A 17,006-nucleotide genomic window follows, 5' to 3' on the forward strand; every position below is an offset into this window, starting at 1 on the left:
GGCCTGCATGCGCGGCGTCACCGTCATCGACCATCCGCTGATCCAGCACAAGCTGACGATCATGCGCGACAAGGACACTTCGATCGCCGGATTCCGCAGGCTGCTCAGGGAGATAGCTCATCTGATGTGCTACGAGGTGACGCGCGACCTCGAGCTCGAGATGATCCCCATCGAGACGCCGATGACCACCATGGACGCCCCGACCATCAAGGGCAAGAAGCTGGTCTTCGCCTCGATCCTGCGTGCCGGCAACGGCCTGCTCGACGGCATGCTGGACCTCGTGCCGGCCGCCCGCGTCGCCCATATCGGCATCTACCGCGACCACGAGACGCTGCAGCCGGTCGAGTACTACTTCAAGGCCCCGTCCGAGCTCGACAACCGGCTGATCATCGTCGTCGATCCGATGCTGGCGACGGCGAATTCCTCAATTGCGGCAGTGGATAAGCTCATCGAGCGCGGCGCCAACAATATCCGCTTCCTGTGCCTGCTCGCTGCGCCGGAGGGGATCGAGAAGTTCTCGGCCGCCCATCCGAACGTGCCGATCTTCACCGCCGCCATCGACAGCCATCTCAACGAAAAAGGCTATATAATTCCAGGCCTTGGCGACGCCGGCGACCGCATGTACGGCACGAAGTAGCGAATAGTCCTCTGCGACGAGCGAATAGGGCGAGAACTATTCGCCATTCGCTACTTTGCCTTGAGCGGCAGCCCCAGCCCGATCAGTTCCTTGCGCAGCGCCTTGGTGTCGCCCTGGAAATGGATCGAGTGCATGCCGAACTTGCGCGCCGCGATGACGTTGGGCTCGCTGTCGTCGATGAACACGCACATCTCGGGCGCCAGCGCATAGCGCTCGCAGAACACGCGGTAGAGCCGCGGATCGGGCTTCACCAGCCCCTCGAGGCCCGAGACCACGACGCCGTCGAACTTTTCGAGGAACGGCCACTCGCCGAGGCAGCTGACCCACTTCTCCCAGGAGAAATTGGTGATGGCGAAGGTCGGGACCTCGTTGGCGATGAGCTCGTCGTGGATGGCGATCGTGCCGGGAATGAACTCCCCGATGGTTTCCTTCCAGCGCAGGTCGAAGGCCTGGATCTCGCGCCAGTAGCGCGGGTAGCGGGTGATGAGCTTGGCAACGCCCTCGGCGAAGATGTCGCCGGCGTCGAACTCGAGGTTCCAATCCCTGGTGCAGATGTTGTCCCAGAACCACTGCGCCTCTTCCTCGTTCGGAAAGAGCTTGCGGAACAGGTACATCGGGTTCCAGTCGACGAACACGCCGCCGAGGTCGAAGACGGGGATAAGGGTATCGTGCATCGGTTCGCCTCGTGCTGGGATGTCGGCCTATGGCACGGCCTCGGCACGGGGGCAAGCTCAGTTGGCGGTGTCGAGCGTGATCTCGTGCTCGAAGCGCGGCAGGAAGTATTCGACATGCTTGAGGTCGACGGTGTCGGCGATGATGTAGCCGACGATCGGATGGTAGGGGTAGGTGACCTCCGCCGCGATCAGCCAGCCGCTGGAGCCCCTGGCCAGCTGGTTGATCTTGGTTGTCGCTGCGAGCGGGAAGGGACTGTCGACCTCGCGCGCCGTGCCATTGCCGCTCTTGGCGCTCCACTTGACCGTGGCCGTGCCGTCCGAGGCGATCTTGACCAGCGACACCACCTGGCTCAGCCCGGTCGTATTCAGCGGCTGCATGATGTTGGCGGCGGCGGTGAAGTAGTCGTTGAGCATCGACTGCGCGATCTTGTCCTTCTCGCGCGAGACCAGGTCCGCTACCGCGCTCGCCAGCGTCGCCACCTTGCGGTCCGCCGTGTACAGCCGCGCCGCCTCGACCGAGCCGAGATAGAGCGCCAGCATCAGCGGCAGGACGAGCGCGAACTCGACCGCCGCGACGGCGCGCGTATCCCTCAGGAAGGTCCTGAGCCGGCGCGGGATCAGGTACAGTCGCTGCATCCGAAAGGCTCGTTTCTGAACACGCGGGAAGAGCCGAGCAGGCGCGAGCCGTCGGGCAGGGACTGCAGGTTGAAGCCGGGCAGGTTGACCAGCGTGGGCCATTTGTAAAAGGCCTGCACCAGCACCACGTTGCCGCCGGCGCCCGGCACATAGTCGTCGGCCAGCGTCCAGTCGCACTCGTCGGCGGTGCAGTCTCCTCCGGTCTTCAGCGGATAGCCGGTGGTGGCCTCGGCGAAGTCCGAGATGACGGCGACGTTGATGCGCAGCTTGGCGCCCGCGCCCTTGCTGCAGTCGAAGATGCCGTAAAGGCCGGCGCAGACGGCGGCGCGGAAATCGTCGCTGTCATAGCCCGCCGTCTGCGCCTGGCCGGTGCGCACGAGGCGCGCCGAATCCTGCACCGCGCTGTCGAGGATCTGCCCGGCGAGGAACACCAGGGCGGTCTCCAGAATGGCGGCAATGATGGTGAAGAAGGGCAGGGCGAGGATGCCGAACTCGATGAGCGTCACCGCCCTCTCGTCGCGGCGGAACCGCACGAGCGTCGTTCTCAATCGCTTCAGCAAACCATCACGCCGGCGCATGGAAGCCCCAATACCACTGCGCAGCGGAGCCTAGTAGCAACGAGCTAGAGATTGGTTAGTAGGATCGCGCCATTTGCTTGCGATGGCGCGCCATGCTTAACGCCGCGTTACTGCGCCGCCGACTCGACCGACTTAGAGGCGCTGATCGTATCGCTGGTGAAGCTGCTGTCGTCGCCCAGCATGATGGTCGGCTGGCAGGTCGGCTCGCAGGCGAGGCTGGTACGCTTGTTGCCGAGATAGACGGTGACGACGCCGGCCATGTCCTGCACCACCTCGACCATGGTGTCGGCAATCGGGCTGCCCTTGCCGTCCAGCACGATCAGGTTGGTCTGACCATAGGCCTTGCCGGTCAGAACCAGGGTCTGCGGGTCCTGGATGGTGACGTCGGCGATCGCCGGGTTGCCGATGATGACGGTCGAGGCCGGGGCGCTGATCCTCAGGATCCGCGCCATGTTCACCTTGACGCTGACCGGCGCCGTCTCGGCGAGCGCCAGGGCTGGTGCCATGAGCATCGGCAGCGCAAGGAATGCGGCAAGGCTGGAACGGAAGGACATGGGTGACCCTGGAACGGTACTCGAACGCAAACAGAGTGTTGCGCGGAATGGTGAACAATTCGCAAACGCCCTGCCGTCCGTAACGCGCATCGCCCGCGTGCGGAAATACTTGCGTCACGAGCAGATCAATTTGAGCGACCGCTTTAACGCTCTGCTCAGCATGCGCAAAAGCCTTGTATTCCGGGGCTTTCAGGCCTCCAACATTAACTCGTTGTCAAGAGGTCGAGCGGTAGCGTTTGGCCATGTTCGATGTGTGACGTATCGAACGGTGCAGACGCATCAAATGATGCGATCACAAGAATGACGTGTGCAAGGAGCCAAGAATGAACACTGTTGCTCGTTTCGTGAATGACGAGTCCGGCGCGACCGCCATCGAATATGGCCTGATCGCCGCCCTCATCGCCGTCGGCATCATCGCCGCCGCCACCGCCCTCGGCGGCAGCCTCTCGGGCCTGTTCGAGACGATCTCGACCAAGCTCGATACCGCGACGACCAACGCCGGCTGATCCAGCCGATTGGGGCAAGAATTGCGAAAGGGACCCGCACGGGTCCCTTTCTCATTTCGGGTTTGTTAACCACGAACGGCGGACACTGGCGCGCCGCCGGACCCCCGGTCCGTCCCAACTGCCGACCAGGTCATGCCGAGCTTCATCACCATCCCGCTGCTGTTCGTGTTCCCCGCGCTGATGGCCTTTGCGGCTTTCTCCGACCTGTTCACCATGCGCATCACCAACAAGCTGGTGCTCGTCGTCGTCGTCGCGTTCCTGGCGATCGCGCTGCTCGCCGGGTTGCCGCTCGAGCAGATCGGCATGCACGTTCTCGTTGCCGTCGTGGTGCTGCTGGTGGCGTTCAGCTTCTTTGCCTTCGGCTGGATCGGCGGCGGCGACGCCAAGCTGATCGCCGCGACCACCCTGTGGTTCGGCCTGTCTAACATGCTGCCCTACCTGCTCTATGCGTCGCTGCTTGGCGGCAGCCTGACCCTCGCCTTGCTGGCCGTGCGTCGCTTTCCGCTGCCGCCCCAGCTCAAGACCGTGGTCTGGATCGACCGGCTCCACGATGCCAAGACCGGCGTCCCCTATGGCCTCGCGCTCGCCGCGGCGGCGGTGCTGGTCTATCCGACCAGCACGATCTTCCAGCGATTGCTCGGCTGAAAGTCATCGCGATACGGCGCGTTAACCGTAATTGACAAGCATCGATTAACCAAACTTTGACCCTTTGCATCGATAGTTGATTGCAAGTGTAACCGGGCCTTTGGGGGCTCAGTCGGCTTGGAGTCTGGGCCATGCGTGCCTCGCGTATCATCCTGCTGTTCGTGGCGTTGCTGGCGGGCGGATTGGCGGCATACCTCGCGATGCGCCAGGGGGCTCCACAGCAGGTGGCGGTGCCCGGCCCGACCCAGGTGGTCGAGGAAAAGAAGGCCAAGATCCTCGTCGCGAAAGCCCCGATCGGCGTCGGCCAGCGGCTGACCCAGGACGCCATCGAGTGGCAGGACTGGCCCGAACTGGCCGTCCGCGACGAATACATCACCCAGGCCGAGCTGCCGGACGCCCTGACCCAGATGAGCGGCACCGTCGCCCGCTTCGAGATCTTTACCGGCGAGCCGGTTTCCGACCAGAAGCTGGTGAGATCCGACCAGGGCTATCTCTCCGCCGTGCTGCCCAAGGGCATGCGCGGCGTATCGGTGCCGGTCAGCGCCGACGCCGCGGCCGGTGGCTTCGTGGTCCCCAACGACCGCGTCGATGTCGTCCTGACCCGCGCCGGCGTGAGCCAGACCATCCTCGCCAACGTCAAGGTGCTGGCCATAGGCACCCGCCTCGGCCAGGTCAACCAGGCCGCCAAGAAGGAGGGCGAGGACACCAGCGGCGCCACCGTCGACACCTTCCAGGGCGGCACCGTGGCGACGCTCGAGCTGACCCCGGCCCAGGGCGAACTGCTGATCAACGCGACGCGGCTGGGCAAGCTCGCCGTCGTGCTGCGCTCGATCGCGGACTTCGCCCAGACCCCCGACGACGCCATCCGGAACGAAACCAGCCGCGCCATCAAGATGATCCGCTTCGGGCGTGACCAGTCGATCATGCCCACCGACGCGGGCGCCGCCGACGCCGCGGTCAGCGACGCGGCCTACGCCGAGCCTGCTGCCAGCCCGGATGCTACGCCGCCCCCGGCCGCGCCCGCCGGCGAGTCCCAGGTGGTCGATGAATCGGCCATCGACCGTCAGCTGGCCACCCAACCCGCCGGCTCGGAAGAGCAGGTGCAATGATGCGTGAGGATTACCTGATGACATCGGCTCCCACCGCCCGCCCGGCGCGCGGCCTGCTTGCCGGCACGCTGCGCCTGATGCTCGCCGCCACCGCGATCGGCGTCACGCTCGGGCTCGCGCCGCTCGGCATGGCGGGCACCCTCGCCGCCGAGACCACCCATATCAGGCTGACGGCCCAGAGCTTCGGTTCGACCCAGGCTGTCAGCCTCGACGTCAACAAGTCCATGCTCATCGACCTGCCGGTCGACGTGCAGGAAGTCGTGGTGTCGCAGCCCGACGTCGCCACCGCCATCCTGCGCAACAAGCGGCGCGCCATCGTCCAGGCGGTCGGCGCCGGCGACACCAACATCTTCTTCATGGATGCCGCGGGTCGCACCATCGTCGTGCTCGACGTCAGCACCAAGGGCTACAACAACAACAGCGCGAGCGTCGCCGCCGTGCTGCGCGACACCTTCTCCAAGGTGATCCCCAACTCCAGCATCGACGTCGAGGCGGTGGCGATGACCACCGCCGACGGCACCATCATCAACCGCATCGTGCTGTCGGGCAGCGCCAACAGCGCCGACGACGCCCACAAGGCGCTGTCGATCGCAGCCCAGTTCGCCGGCGGGCAGGACAACGTGACGAGCGTGCTCAATGTCGGCGGCTCGCAGCAGGTCATGCTCAAGGTGACCGTGGCCGAGGTCAACCGCAGCCTCGCCAAGGAGTTCGGCATCAACCTGTCGGGCAGCTACGATGGCGGCGGGCTGACCACCAGCTTCGTGTCCAAGCAGCCCGTCGGGGGCGTGTCGAACCTGTTCACCAACAACGGCGTCGATCTCGGCGTCACTGCGGGTCCGTTCACCATCGATGCCCAGATCCGGGCCATGGAGCAGCGCGGCGCCGCGCGCACGCTTGCCGAACCGGTGCTGACCGCGCTCTCTGGCGAGACCGCCTCGTTCACGGCCGGCGGCCAGTTCCCCGTGCCCACCGGCGTGTCGGACAACACCGTGTCCTTTGCCTACCAGGACTTCGGCGTGACCCTGAACTTCACGCCCACCATCAAGTCGAACGGCCAGATCGGCCTCGTCGTCGATACGTCGAGTTCCGAGCTCAGCCCCGAAGGCAGCATCACCGTCGGCGGCGTGACCCTGCCCGGAATCAAGAAGCGCCAGGCCAAGACCACGGTCGAGATCGGCACCGGCATGACGCTGGCCATCGGCGGCCTGATCCAGGAGCAGACCCGGGCCCAGGTGCATCGCCTGCCGGGGCTGGGTGATATCCCGATCCTGGGCGCGCTGTTCCGCTCGCGCGACTTCATCCGCTCGCAGACCGAACTGGTGATCCTCGTCACGCCCTACCTGGCGCAGGGCACGGAGGAAACGCCAGAACTTCCGACCGATCGGATGGTTTTTGCTAACGATGCCGAGGCTATTTTCCTCGGGCGCATCGAGACGATGTACGGTGTCGGTCCGGCCGGCACGCGCGGCAGCTACGACGGAAGCGTCGGGTTCCTGCTCGATTGATGGAGTGAGTTTGTCATGAGTCTGCTCTCCGGCACTGGCGGCAAGGCCGCCGAGGAACCGGCCCTCGATGTCGCGTCCGGCGCCCGGCTCATCCCGCGCATCACCATCCAGGCCTTCTGCGAGCATTCGCAAACGGCGCAACTGGTCGAGTCCGCCGTGCACGACCGGCGCATGTCCAAGGTCGCGCTCACCACGCACAATGGCGGCCTCGAGGGCGCGGTCGAGACCTATCGCTCCAACCCGACCCCGAACCTGATCCTGGTCGAGACCTCGCTGCCGACCGACGAGATCCCCGGCGCGCTCGCGCGCCTCGCCGAGGTCTGCGACGCCGCGACCCGCCTGATCGTGCTCGGCCACGCCAACGACGTGCTGCTGTATCGCGAACTGATCCGCTCGGGCGTGTCCGAATACATCGTGCTGCCGGCCTCCGCCCACACGATCGTCTCGGCCATCACCGAGCTGTTCGCCGCCGAGGGCGCCGCCCCGATCGGCCGCACCATCGGCTTCATCGCCGCCAAGGGCGGCGCGGGCAGTTCCACCGTGGCCCACAACGTCGCCTGGGCCATCAGCCAGCACCTGCGCCAGGACACGCTGATCCTCGACCTCGATTTCCCCTTCGGCACCGCCGGCCTGAACTTCAACCAGGATCCGCCGCACGGCATCGCCGACGCCATCGGCAACAGCCAGAAGATGGACCAGACCATGCTGGACCGCCTGATGAGCAAGGCGGCCAACCACGTCAGCCTGTTGACCGCGCCGGCCATGCTCGATCGCAGCTTCGATTTCGAGGAGCGCGAGTTCGAGCAGATCGTCGAGCTGAGCCAGAAGTCCACCCCGGTGGTCATCCTCGACCTGCCGCACGAATGGACGGCCTGGGTGCGCTACACCATCGCCACCATCGACGAGATCGTCATCGTCGCCGAGCCGGACCTCGCCAACCTGCGCAACGCCAAGAATCTCTCCGACACCATCAAGGCGCTGCGTCCGACCGAGAGCGAGCCGCTGCTGGTGGTCAACAAGGTCGGCGTGCCGCGTCGCCCCGAAATCGCGCCCGGCGAGTTCGCCACCTCGGTCGAATGCCGGCTGCTCGGCCAGATCGGCTTCGATGCCGCTACCTTCGGCACGGCGGCCAATAACGGGCAGATGATCGCCGAGGTCGCCGCCAGCAACAAGGCCAACGAGGTCTTCCGCCTGATCGGCATGCACGTCACCGGGCGCACCGCGCCCGAGCGCGCCGCCGCCCGGGCGGCAGGCCTCAAGCTCCCCTTCCTCAAGAAGAAGCGCGCCTGAAAGGCTCCCTAGATGTTCGGCAAGCGTACCAGTTTCGGAGGCAATACGCCCGGCGCCGCGGCGGTCCCGCGCCCGGCCGTGGCACCGGTGGTTCCGGCCCCGACGCGGCCCGAGCCGTCGCGCGCCCTCGATGCGCAGAAGCGCCCCGACGAAATCGTCGACGTGCGCAGCCCCGAGGCGGCTACGCGCGACAAGGAGTACTTCCAGACCAAGTCGGCGATCTTCAACGCCCTGATCGACTCGATCGACCTCTCTCAGCTCGCCACCATGGAGCAGGAGACGGCGCGCGAGGAAATCCGCGATATCGTTGCGGAAATCATCGCGCTCAAGTCGATCATCATGTCGATCTCCGAGCAGGAAGACCTGCTCGAGGACATCTGCAACGACGTGCTCGGCTACGGCCCGCTCGAGCCGCTGCTGGCCCGCGACGACATCGCCGACATCATGGTGAACGGGTCGCAGAAGTGCTACATCGAGGTCGGCGGCAAGGTGAAGCTTACGAATGTCCGCTTCCGCGACGATGCGCACCTGATGAACGTCTGCCAGCGCATCGTGAGCCAGGTCGGCCGCCGCGTCGACGAGAGCTCGCCGATCTGCGACGCGCGCCTGCCCGACGGTTCCCGCGTCAACGTGATCGCCCCGCCGCTCGCTATCGATGGCGCCGCGCTCACCATCCGCAAGTTCAAGAAGGACAAGCTGACCCTCCAGCAGCTGGTCAAGTACGGCTCGATCTCGCCCGAGGGCGCCGAAGTGCTGCGCATTCTCGGCCGCGTGCGCGCCAACATCCTGATCTCCGGCGGTACCGGCTCGGGCAAGACGACGCTGCTCAACTGCTTGACCGGGTTCATCGAAAAGGATGAGCGAGTCATCACCTGCGAGGACTCGGCCGAACTGCAGCTGCAGCAGCCGCACGTGGTGCGCCTCGAAACCCGTCCGCCTAACCTCGAGGGCGAGGGCGAGATCACCATGCGCGACCTGGTCAAGAACTGCCTGCGCATGCGTCCCGAGCGCATCATCGTGGGCGAGGTGCGCGGACCGGAGGCGTTCGACCTCTTGCAGGCGATGAACACCGGCCACGACGGCTCGATGGGCACGCTCCACGCCAACAGCCCGCGCGAGGCGCTGTCGCGTCTCGAATCCATGATCACCATGGGCGGCTACGCGCTGCCCAGCCGCACCATCCGCGAGATGATCTGTTCCTCGATCGACGTGATCGTGCAGGCCGCGCGCCTGCGCGACGGTTCGCGCCGCATCACCCACATCTCCGAGGTGCTGGGCATGGAAGGCGACGTCATCGTTACCCAGGACGTCTTCCTCTACGACATCCTCGGCGAGGACGCGAACGGCAACCTGGTCGGCCGCCACCGCTCGACCGGCATCACCAAGCCGAACTTCACCGAGCGCGCCCGTTACTTCAACGAGGAGCCGAACCTCGTCGAGGCGCTCGAACGCTCCAACATCGAGCAGCACGAAATCCTTGGTGCATAGGGCCCGCGCATGAACCCGATCATTCTCGCCATTCTTGCTGCCGTCTGCGTCGGGGCCCTCGGCTTCGCCCTGGTGCCCTCGCTGCTGGGCAGTGGCCGGGCCGACAAGCGCATCAAGGCCATGCAGGGCGACGTGCGCACCAACCGGCTCGCCGCCGATGCCAGCCGCACCCGCGACACCCGCCGCAAGGAACTGCAGCAGACCCTCAAGGCCCAGACCCAGGCGCTGGAGCGCAAGAAGAAGCACGTTCCGCTGCGCGACCAGCTCTACCAGGCCGGCATGAAGATCAAGCCCGCCGGCTTCATCCGCAATTCGGTGATCACCGGCCTCGTCGTCGCCGTGATCTGCTTCGTGCTGCAGCTGGAGTGGTACTACTGGATCATCTTCGGGCTCACCAGCGCCTACCTGTTGCCGCGCATGTACATGAAGCACCGCCGCAAGCGCTACCAGAACGCCTTCCTCGACGAACTGCCCAACGCGGTGGAAGCCATCGTGCGCGGCGTGAAGTCCGGCCTGCCGCTCAACGACTCGATGCGGCTGGTCGCCAAGGAGGCCAAGGAACCGATCAAGTCGGACTTCCAGAAGGTCCTCGACCAGCAGTCGGTCGGCAAGACCATCCAGGAAGCGGTGACCACGCTCTACGACCGCGTGCCGCTGCCGGAGGTGAACTTCTTCATCGTCGTCATCACCGTGCAGGCGCAGGCCGGCGGCAACCTCTCCGAAGCGCTGGGCAACCTGGCTCGCGTGCTGCGCAACCGCAAGAAGATGAAGGCCAAGGTCAAGGCCATGTCGTCGGAAGCCAAGGCCTCGGCCGGCATCATCGGCTCGCTGCCCATCATCGTCGCCATCCTGGTGTCGCTGACCACGCCGAACTACCTGCTGCCGATGATCGAGACCCAGATCGGCAACATCATGCTCGGCGTTGCCGCCATCCTCATGTTCATGGGCGGGTTCATCATGAACCGCATGATCCAGTTCGACGTCTGAGGAGCCCGGCGTGCAACGGATCATCGACACCCTCACCAGCACCCAGTTCCTGATCGCCGTGCTCGCCGCGGTGGCCGCGGCGGCCGTGGTGTTCTCGATCGGGGCGACCTTCCTCTCCGGTGGCTCGAAGATGCGCCAGCGCATCAAGCGCGTGGCGCTCGAGCGCGAGAAGATGCGGGCCCAGGAAATGGCGCGCCTGCGCGGCTCGGCCGACCCGGACCAGCCGACCCGCACCATCCGGCAGGCGCAGGGCAAGGACTACATGAAGAACGTCGTCGAGCGCTTCTCGCTCGAAAAGGCGTTCGCCGACGAAAACACCGCCGAGAAGCTGGCCCGCGCCGGCTATCGCGGCCAGTCGGCCATGACCACCTGGCTGTTCATCCGCTTCGTCACCCCGTTCGCGCTGTTCATCCTCTCGTTCGGCTACCTGGCGCTCACGGTGTTCAAGGACAAGCCGCTATGGATGAACGCCATCTACGCCCTGCTCATCGGCCTCATCGGCGCCTACCTGCCGAACGTGCTGCTCAAGAACCAGACCATCAAGCGGCAGCAGTCCATCCGCCGCGCCTGGCCCGATGCGCTCGACCTGGTGCTGCTCTGCGTCGAAGCCGGCATGTCGGTGGAACATGCGCTGAAGCGCGTCGCCAAGGAAATGGGCGCCCAGAGCGTCGAACTGGCCGAGGAACTGACCCTCACCACGGCCGAACTGAGCTTCCTCGAGGACCGCACCCGCGCCTACGAGAACCTCGGCAAGCGCACCGGGCTGGACAACGTGAAGTCGGTGATGCAGGCCCTGATCCAGGCCGAGCGGCACGGCACCTCGGTCGGCTCGTCCTTGCGCGTGATGGCCGAGGAAGGCCGCGAGGCGCGCATGATGGAAGCCGAAAAGAAGGCCGCCGCCCTGCCGCCCAAGCTGACCGTGCCGCTGATCGTGTTCTTCCTGCCGGTGCTGTTCATCGTCATCATCTCCCCCGCCATCATCCGCGTGTTCTCGCAGAGCTACTTCAACGGCGGGGGCTGAGAGGAAGAGGGCAGGGCAGAGCAGACGCTATTGGAAGGCGCCCGATGGGCGCCTTTTTCGCTTTCCGCAACAGACAGCACTCCGTCCGCATTGCGCCACAAGCTGACTTCGTGCCGCACCACCGACTAGCGCCGGGCCGTGCCCACCCGCAACCTGACCATTCGGCAGGGCCGACGCAACCGTCGTCAGTCGCGGTCAAGCGGGGGCCCGAGCAGCGTCATGCCGTGGCGGGTGAAGACTGCTGCGATTGCCGCCCGGTCGGGCGTTGCGGCGCGCGCCACCGGTCCCAGTTCCTCGTAGAACTTGTGGCCGCCCCCCGGCACGTAGACGACAAGCACCTCGGCCGGCTGATCGGTGAGATTGAGGAAGGCGTGCGGCACGCCGGCAGGCAAATACACGAAGCCGCCCTCTTCGACGATTTCAGTCCGGTCGCCGCAGCGAACCTTGAAGCGTCCCGTCAGGACCTGCAGCGTTTCTTCCTGCCGGTGGTGGACGTGCAGCGGCGGACCGCCATGCGGCGCCACCTCAACGACGAAATAGTCGAACTTGCCGGCCGTGTCTTCGCCGGTCACCTTGAAGATGAGATCCCGTCCGGGACCCGACTGCAGCCGCAGCCCTGCCCCCGGCGTCAGGAACTTCGGCTTGAGCATCACGTCGATCGTTTCTTCAAATGCTACCTTCATTTGGACCTCCCGGCTTTGAAGGTGTTACCATGAGGACATTGGCGCCGGCGGCCGGCAACGTGCTACAGCAAAAACCGAGGGGCCGTTTTTCATTTCTGGGGCTGCTGTGGAGTGGGATGACCTTCGGCACTTCCTCGCCGTGGCGCGAACCGGTAGCCTCACGGACGCCGCACGAGCCCTGAAAAGCAGCGCCGCAACAGTTGGCCGCCACGTGGACGCGCTCGAGGACAAGCTCGGGGCGCAATTGTTCGAGCGGCGCTCGACGGGGTACGTGCTGACCGAGACGGGCACGGTTGTCCTCGCCAAGGCCGAAGAGGCCGAGGAAGCGGTGCTTTCGCTTGAGCGCGAGACGATTGGTGCTGACCTGAGGCTGGCCGGCCGGGTGCGGGTCGCGACCACCGAGGACCTCGCAACAATGGTGGTTGTGCCGGCTCTCCCTGGCTTCTGCAGCAGCAATCCGCTGATCTCGATAGAGCTGCTTGCCCGCGTCGATCTTTCGAACCTGACGCGCCGCGACGCTGACCTGGCGTTGAGGACGGTCCGTCCGGACAAGGGCGACCTGCTGATGCGGCGGGTCGGGGCGGTCGATCTCGCCGTCTATGCCTCCACCGGCTATGCAATGGCCCGGCAACTGGGGGACGGCTCGGTGGACTTTGGCAAGGTCGAGGTCGTCTCGTGGATCGATGAGATGGCCAACCTTCGCGGCGGCGCCTGGCTGGCGGAGCATGCTGCCGCATCGCGGATATCGCTTCGGGTAAATACGACGCGACTGCTGTTCGATGCCTGCCGTGCTGGTATGGGTCTCGCCATCCTCCCGTGCTTCGCAGCCGACGGCGATCAGGGCCTCGTTTGCGTGGTGCCACCGGAACAGGTGCTTTCGATCGATGCGTGGCTCGTCATGCATCGTGATCTCGCTCGCACAGCTCGGGTGCGCGCTGTCGCTGACTTCATCGTCTCGCTGGGGCCAAGGTTGTCTCGCCGTTCATCGCCGGGCGACGTGGACTGGCACTGACGGCGGCCAGAAGCGTGGGAGCAACTGGCGCGAGACTGACGCGTGACCGGAAGCGAAGACACGAGATCGCAAGCGAGCGTCCGCCAGGCGCGGTGGGCTCAAATCTGTCAAACCCCGGCGGAGAACTTCGCTGAGTGTGTTGCAGCGATGCGTTGAACCGACAGGCAAGGGCAGACGTCGCGACCTCGCCTGTGGGCCGTTCTCACACCGTTAGTCCGGCCTTCCGCGCCCCCGCAAGGACCATTTCGATCTGCCTCGGCTGGACGGCGGTGCGGTTGAGCCGCTCAGCCATGACGTAGCCTGGATTGATCGCCATCAGCTCGGACCAGACCTGTCGCGCTTCCTCGACCTTGCCGAGATGGCCAAGGGCGGCGGCCAGGTATCCACGCGACGCGTCGGTGTCGGGCATCAGGAGGATGCGCTCGCGGAACACCGCCACCGCCGTTTCGTAGCGGCCGCCGTAGAAATAGGCCCTGCCCAGAAATTGCAGATACAAGATCGTCGCGCTCAACGACGGGTCAAGCCGCATGCACCGCTCGAAGTGGGGAATGGCCTCGAGCGGCACCTCGTTGGCGAGACTGAGGTGCCCCTGCAGATCGCTGGCAATCCCGGCATCGGGGTTGAGAGCGACAGTGATCGCGGCCTCGCGACGGAATCGGTCGAAATCGCGGGCGACCATTGCGGTAAGGGCGACGACGAAGTGTCCGAACTGGTGGTTGGGCGCCAGCTCGACCATTCGATCCCCCAGGCGCTGCGCCTCCCTGAGCGAGCCGTCGGGATCCTCGGTCCACCGATTCAAGTAGTCTACGTGGTACGCGATCGCGAGCTCGCCGATGGCGTCCACGTAGGACGGATCGCGCTTGATGGCGCGCCCGATCAGGTCGATCGTGCGCCTATGCACCTCGAGGTTCTGGGTCGGTCCGTTCAGGATAGCGCGGCCGCGCATCAACAGATCCAGTGCCGCGATGTCGTTGGTCCCCCCGTCCGTCGCGCCTGCCGTCTGCGCTGGCGTCAGCTTCAGCTTGAGGGCGTCGACGATGCGCCGGGTCACTTCGTCCTGGATGGCGAAGACGTCCGCCAACTCGCGGTCGAAGGTCTCGGCCCAGAGGTGCGCGCCGCTGCCCGCGTCGGCGAGCTGCGCGCTCATGCGCACCCGGTTGCCGCCACGCCGCACGCTGCCGGAGAGCACGTAGCGCACGTCGAGATCGCTGCCGACCTTGCGCACGTCGACGTCGCTCCCCCGGTAGGCAAAGCTCGAGTTGCGCGCGATCACCAGCAATCCGGGCAGCCTGCCGAGGGCGACGATGATCTCCTCGGCGAGACCATCGGCGAAGAAAGCCTGCTCAGGATCGCTGCTGAGGTTGACGAACGGAAGTACCGCGACCGAGGACCGTTCGCTGTTGGCTGGCGAGGGAATCGCCGGTGACGCAAACCGGTAGCCGACGCGGGGCACGGTGACGATCCACTCGCCTCCCGTGGGCGAGGGGCCGAGCACCTTGCGCAAGGCCGCGACCTGCACCGAGAGGTTGCTTTCCTCGATCGCAGCGCTGCCCCAGGCTGCGTCCAGCAGTTCGGTCTTGGTAAGCACCTCACCCGGGCGCCCGAACAGGCTGGCCAACAGCGCAACGCCCCGGTGCCCGATTGGCAGGGGCTCGCCGTTCCGGGTCGCCAGCTTTGCGACCAGATCGACTGCAAACGGCCCGCAGGTGATCCGTTGGTCCGACATTTGCCTCGCTTCGGAATGGCCCTGGAACTTTTCGGCGAGATTTCGGCAACGTTTCAATACCCCAGGTAGCGCCTGGGCAACACTCCCGCTGTCGGTTCAAACGACAAGGGGAGAACGCAATGTACTTCTACCATGAGGGCTACATCGACGCCCAGTCGGCCGCCCTGGAAGACACGGGATCGCGGGAGCGAAGCGACGGCGAGGGCGTCTGCGAGGCAATACGGATGCCAGCGATCCTGACCTGGCTAGCCGCGGTGACGGTCGCTCTTTGTGGCATCGTCGCTGCCATCCAGCTCCTGAGCTGAAGGAGAACCGGAAAATGGCATATGGTCATCGGAAGATGCGGCTGACTGAGGCGCACCTGGCCCTCCTGCCCGCGAGGGTCGACAACCCGGGTGCCAACCAGCCTGACGGCGAGCAGGCGCCGCCCGACAGCTACTACTCGGCAACCACCGCTGCCCTGATCGACGCGGTGCCTTCGCAAGGCGAGATGTGGCTCTTCGCCTTTGGCTCGCTACTCTGGAACAAGCGCTTCACGTCCGACGATGAGCGGCCAGGTATGGTTCGCGGCTGGCATCGCGACTTCTGCCTCGGACCCGACACACGGTTTCGGGGCAATCCCGAGGCGCCCGGCTACACGCTTTCCCTCGATCGTGGGGGGCAGTGCAAGGGCATGGTGTATCGGCTGCCGCGCGAGGGTCTGGCCGCCAATATCGAGGGACTTCTGCGCAAGGAACCACCTTTTCCGCCCCGCTGGCTGACGGTCGCCACCCCGGCGGGCGTGGTGCGGGCCTTCGCGTTCACGCACCCGGGCAAGGGAAGCGCCTACGCAGGTCATCTGGCGGACGAGGTCGTTGCCGACGCGCTCTCCCGAGCGGTTGGGAGGATTGGCACCATGGCCGAGTACGTCTACCTGACGGTGCTGCACCTGGAGCGGCTCGGTCTTTGCGACGACCGGATGTGGCGGATGCAGGAGATGATTGCCGACCGGATCGAACGTGCCTTCCCGGGCAAGTTGCCGGCCGGATGAGTTGGGCAGACCCGAATGAATGACCACTGCGGCCATCCAGCCTTGGTGCGCCTCACCCCTGCTGCTTCACCAGGTCCCAGCGGTTCTGCTGAGTGAGCAGCGACTTGATGTAGGCCATGTTGGCCTCGACCTGGTCGGGCGGCAGTTCGGCGGCGAACAGGGCGCGGCTTTCGTCGAAGCGGCCCTGCAGCCCGACGACCAGCGCGAGGTTCTGGCGCACCTGCGTGGTCGCGCCGCGCATCTTCACCGCCAGCCGGAGCTCGGACTCGGCTTTGTCGAGCTCGTTGGTCATGGCGTAGGAGAGGCCGAGATTGGCGTGCACCGAGGCCTGCTCGGGGGCGATCTTCAGCGCCTGCCCGTAGAGCAGGCGGGCCTCGTCGTTGCGGCCGCTCTGGTCGAGGATCGCGCCCTTGACCAGCAACTCGTTCCAGCCCGGGGCGGCCGGGTCGATGGCCCGGTCGATGACGTTGAGCGCCCGCTCGAACTGGCCCGAGGCGGCGAGCGCCTTGGCGAAGGCGACCAGCATCTCCTTGTCGGTCTTGAACGTGGCGACGCCGTTCTCGAGCACCGCCACAGCCTGCGGGCTCTGGCCGTTCGCCCGGAGCGCGGCGGCATAGTAGAGGATGGTGGCGCGGTCGCCCGGGCTCTTCTTGTAGCGCTCGCCCAGCTGGGCGAGGGCCGCCGCCTGCTTGCCGGCCATGCCCGCCGCCGGCGCATCGCCGATGCTGCCCGTCGTCATCGGGCTGGTGGCGCAGGCCGACAGGGCAACGGCCGCGACGCCGGCCAGCAGCAGCAGGCGAAACGACTTCGGTACGGGGCGGAAAAGACGGGGTAACACGGCACATTCCTCGCAGGCGCCAGCGGCGCTCATGGCAGCAGCAATAAATGATTAACCCTAACAGCGGGTTAAGCTCCCGCCGCGCGC

At 65.8% G+C, this 17,006-nt stretch carries 19 protein-coding genes; 12 read left to right on the plus strand and 7 right to left on the minus strand.

Features of this window, described 5'->3' with window-relative positions:
* Window positions 1-7 precede the first annotated feature (7 nt).
* Complete coding sequence (upp, locus tag J0I99_RS04030) at window positions 8-637, plus strand: uracil phosphoribosyltransferase (RefSeq protein ID WP_291390733.1); 630 nt, start codon at window positions 8-10, stop codon at window positions 635-637.
* Between the two features lie 50 nt (window positions 638-687).
* On the opposite strand, the gene J0I99_RS04035 is transcribed toward upp, so the two are convergent.
* From J0I99_RS04035 to J0I99_RS04050, 4 genes are all read right to left on the minus strand, one after another.
* Window positions 688-1,311 (minus strand): HAD family phosphatase, encoded by a 624-nt coding sequence (locus J0I99_RS04035; protein ID WP_291390734.1) that lies wholly within the window; start codon window positions 1,309-1,311, stop codon window positions 688-690.
* A gap of 57 nt (window positions 1,312-1,368) precedes the next feature.
* The gene (locus J0I99_RS04040; protein ID WP_291396010.1) at window positions 1,369-1,947 is read right to left on the minus strand and encodes a TadE/TadG family type IV pilus assembly protein; all 579 of its coding nucleotides are present in this window, start codon (window positions 1,945-1,947) and stop codon (window positions 1,369-1,371) included.
* Complete coding sequence (locus J0I99_RS04045; RefSeq protein WP_291390737.1) at window positions 1,929-2,495, minus strand: TadE/TadG family type IV pilus assembly protein; 567 nt, start codon at window positions 2,493-2,495, stop codon at window positions 1,929-1,931. Before J0I99_RS04045 ends, J0I99_RS04040 begins: the two co-directional genes overlap by 19 nt.
* A 137-nt stretch (window positions 2,496-2,632) precedes the next feature.
* A complete protein-coding gene (locus J0I99_RS04050; protein WP_291396012.1) occupies window positions 2,633-3,079 on the minus strand; it encodes a pilus assembly protein N-terminal domain-containing protein in 447 nt (148 codons plus the stop codon).
* Window positions 3,080-3,402: 323 nt separating this feature from the next.
* Between J0I99_RS04050 and J0I99_RS04055 the strand changes: the two genes are divergently transcribed.
* The 8 genes from J0I99_RS04055 to J0I99_RS04090 all read left to right on the plus strand — a co-directional run bounded on the left by J0I99_RS04055 (window position 3,403) and on the right by J0I99_RS04090 (window position 11,630).
* The gene (locus J0I99_RS04055; protein WP_291396013.1) at window positions 3,403-3,585 is read left to right on the plus strand and encodes a Flp family type IVb pilin; all 183 of its coding nucleotides are present in this window, start codon (window positions 3,403-3,405) and stop codon (window positions 3,583-3,585) included.
* A 132-nt stretch (window positions 3,586-3,717) separates the two neighbouring features.
* Window positions 3,718-4,230, plus strand: coding sequence for a prepilin peptidase (locus tag J0I99_RS04060; RefSeq protein ID WP_291396015.1), 513 nt, complete (start codon window positions 3,718-3,720; stop codon window positions 4,228-4,230).
* A 131-nt stretch (window positions 4,231-4,361) separates the two neighbouring features.
* Window positions 4,362-5,339 (plus strand): Flp pilus assembly protein CpaB, encoded by a 978-nt coding sequence (cpaB, locus tag J0I99_RS04065; protein WP_291396017.1) that lies wholly within the window; start codon window positions 4,362-4,364, stop codon window positions 5,337-5,339.
* 17 nt (window positions 5,340-5,356) lie between these two features.
* Window positions 5,357-6,844 carry a type II and III secretion system protein family protein gene (locus J0I99_RS04070; RefSeq protein ID WP_291396019.1) on the plus strand — a complete coding sequence of 496 codons (1,488 nt, stop codon included), beginning with the start codon at window positions 5,357-5,359 and terminating at the stop codon, window positions 6,842-6,844.
* 15 nt (window positions 6,845-6,859) lie between these two features.
* Window positions 6,860-8,134 carry an AAA family ATPase gene (locus tag J0I99_RS04075; RefSeq protein ID WP_291396021.1) on the plus strand — a complete coding sequence of 425 codons (1,275 nt, stop codon included), beginning with the start codon at window positions 6,860-6,862 and terminating at the stop codon, window positions 8,132-8,134.
* A 12-nt stretch (window positions 8,135-8,146) separates the two neighbouring features.
* Window positions 8,147-9,622, plus strand: a complete 1,476-nt coding sequence (locus J0I99_RS04080; RefSeq protein ID WP_291396022.1) for a CpaF family protein — start codon at window positions 8,147-8,149, stop codon at window positions 9,620-9,622.
* A gap of 9 nt (window positions 9,623-9,631) precedes the next feature.
* Window positions 9,632-10,609: a type II secretion system F family protein gene (locus tag J0I99_RS04085; protein ID WP_291391011.1), complete on the plus strand. Its 978-nt coding sequence runs from the start codon at window positions 9,632-9,634 to the stop codon at window positions 10,607-10,609.
* A 10-nt stretch (window positions 10,610-10,619) separates the two neighbouring features.
* Entirely contained in the window at window positions 10,620-11,630 is a 1,011-nt protein-coding gene (locus tag J0I99_RS04090) for a type II secretion system F family protein (protein ID WP_291391012.1), read from the plus strand.
* Between the two features lie 185 nt (window positions 11,631-11,815).
* Here J0I99_RS04090 and J0I99_RS04095 read toward each other — a convergent pair whose 3' ends face one another.
* Window positions 11,816-12,313 (minus strand): cupin domain-containing protein, encoded by a 498-nt coding sequence (locus J0I99_RS04095; protein ID WP_291391013.1) that lies wholly within the window; start codon window positions 12,311-12,313, stop codon window positions 11,816-11,818.
* A 106-nt stretch (window positions 12,314-12,419) separates the two neighbouring features.
* Between J0I99_RS04095 and J0I99_RS04100 the strand changes: the two genes are divergently transcribed.
* A complete protein-coding gene (locus J0I99_RS04100; protein ID WP_291391014.1) occupies window positions 12,420-13,325 on the plus strand; it encodes a LysR family transcriptional regulator in 906 nt (301 codons plus the stop codon).
* Window positions 13,326-13,527: 202 nt separating this feature from the next.
* Here the strand turns inward: J0I99_RS04100 and J0I99_RS04105 are convergent, their stop codons facing one another.
* Window positions 13,528-15,051: a winged helix-turn-helix domain-containing protein gene (locus J0I99_RS04105; protein WP_291391015.1), complete on the minus strand. Its 1,524-nt coding sequence runs from the start codon at window positions 15,049-15,051 to the stop codon at window positions 13,528-13,530.
* 119 nt (window positions 15,052-15,170) lie between these two features.
* Here J0I99_RS04105 and J0I99_RS04110 point away from each other — a divergent pair, with 119 nt between their 5' ends.
* Together J0I99_RS04110 and J0I99_RS04115 are read left to right on the plus strand one after the other, a co-directional pair.
* A complete protein-coding gene (locus J0I99_RS04110; RefSeq protein ID WP_291391016.1) occupies window positions 15,171-15,356 on the plus strand; it encodes a hypothetical protein in 186 nt (61 codons plus the stop codon).
* A 35-nt stretch (window positions 15,357-15,391) separates the two neighbouring features.
* Window positions 15,392-16,081: a gamma-glutamylcyclotransferase gene (locus J0I99_RS04115; protein WP_291396024.1), complete on the plus strand. Its 690-nt coding sequence runs from the start codon at window positions 15,392-15,394 to the stop codon at window positions 16,079-16,081.
* Window positions 16,082-16,133: 52 nt separating this feature from the next.
* Here the strand turns inward: J0I99_RS04115 and J0I99_RS04120 are convergent, their stop codons facing one another.
* Complete coding sequence (locus tag J0I99_RS04120; protein ID WP_291396026.1) at window positions 16,134-16,919, minus strand: tetratricopeptide repeat protein; 786 nt, start codon at window positions 16,917-16,919, stop codon at window positions 16,134-16,136.
* Window positions 16,920-17,006: the final 87 nt, after the last annotated feature.

Source organism: Devosia sp. (assembly GCF_017307495.1).
Taxonomy (GTDB): Bacteria; Pseudomonadota; Alphaproteobacteria; order Rhizobiales; family Devosiaceae; genus Devosia_A.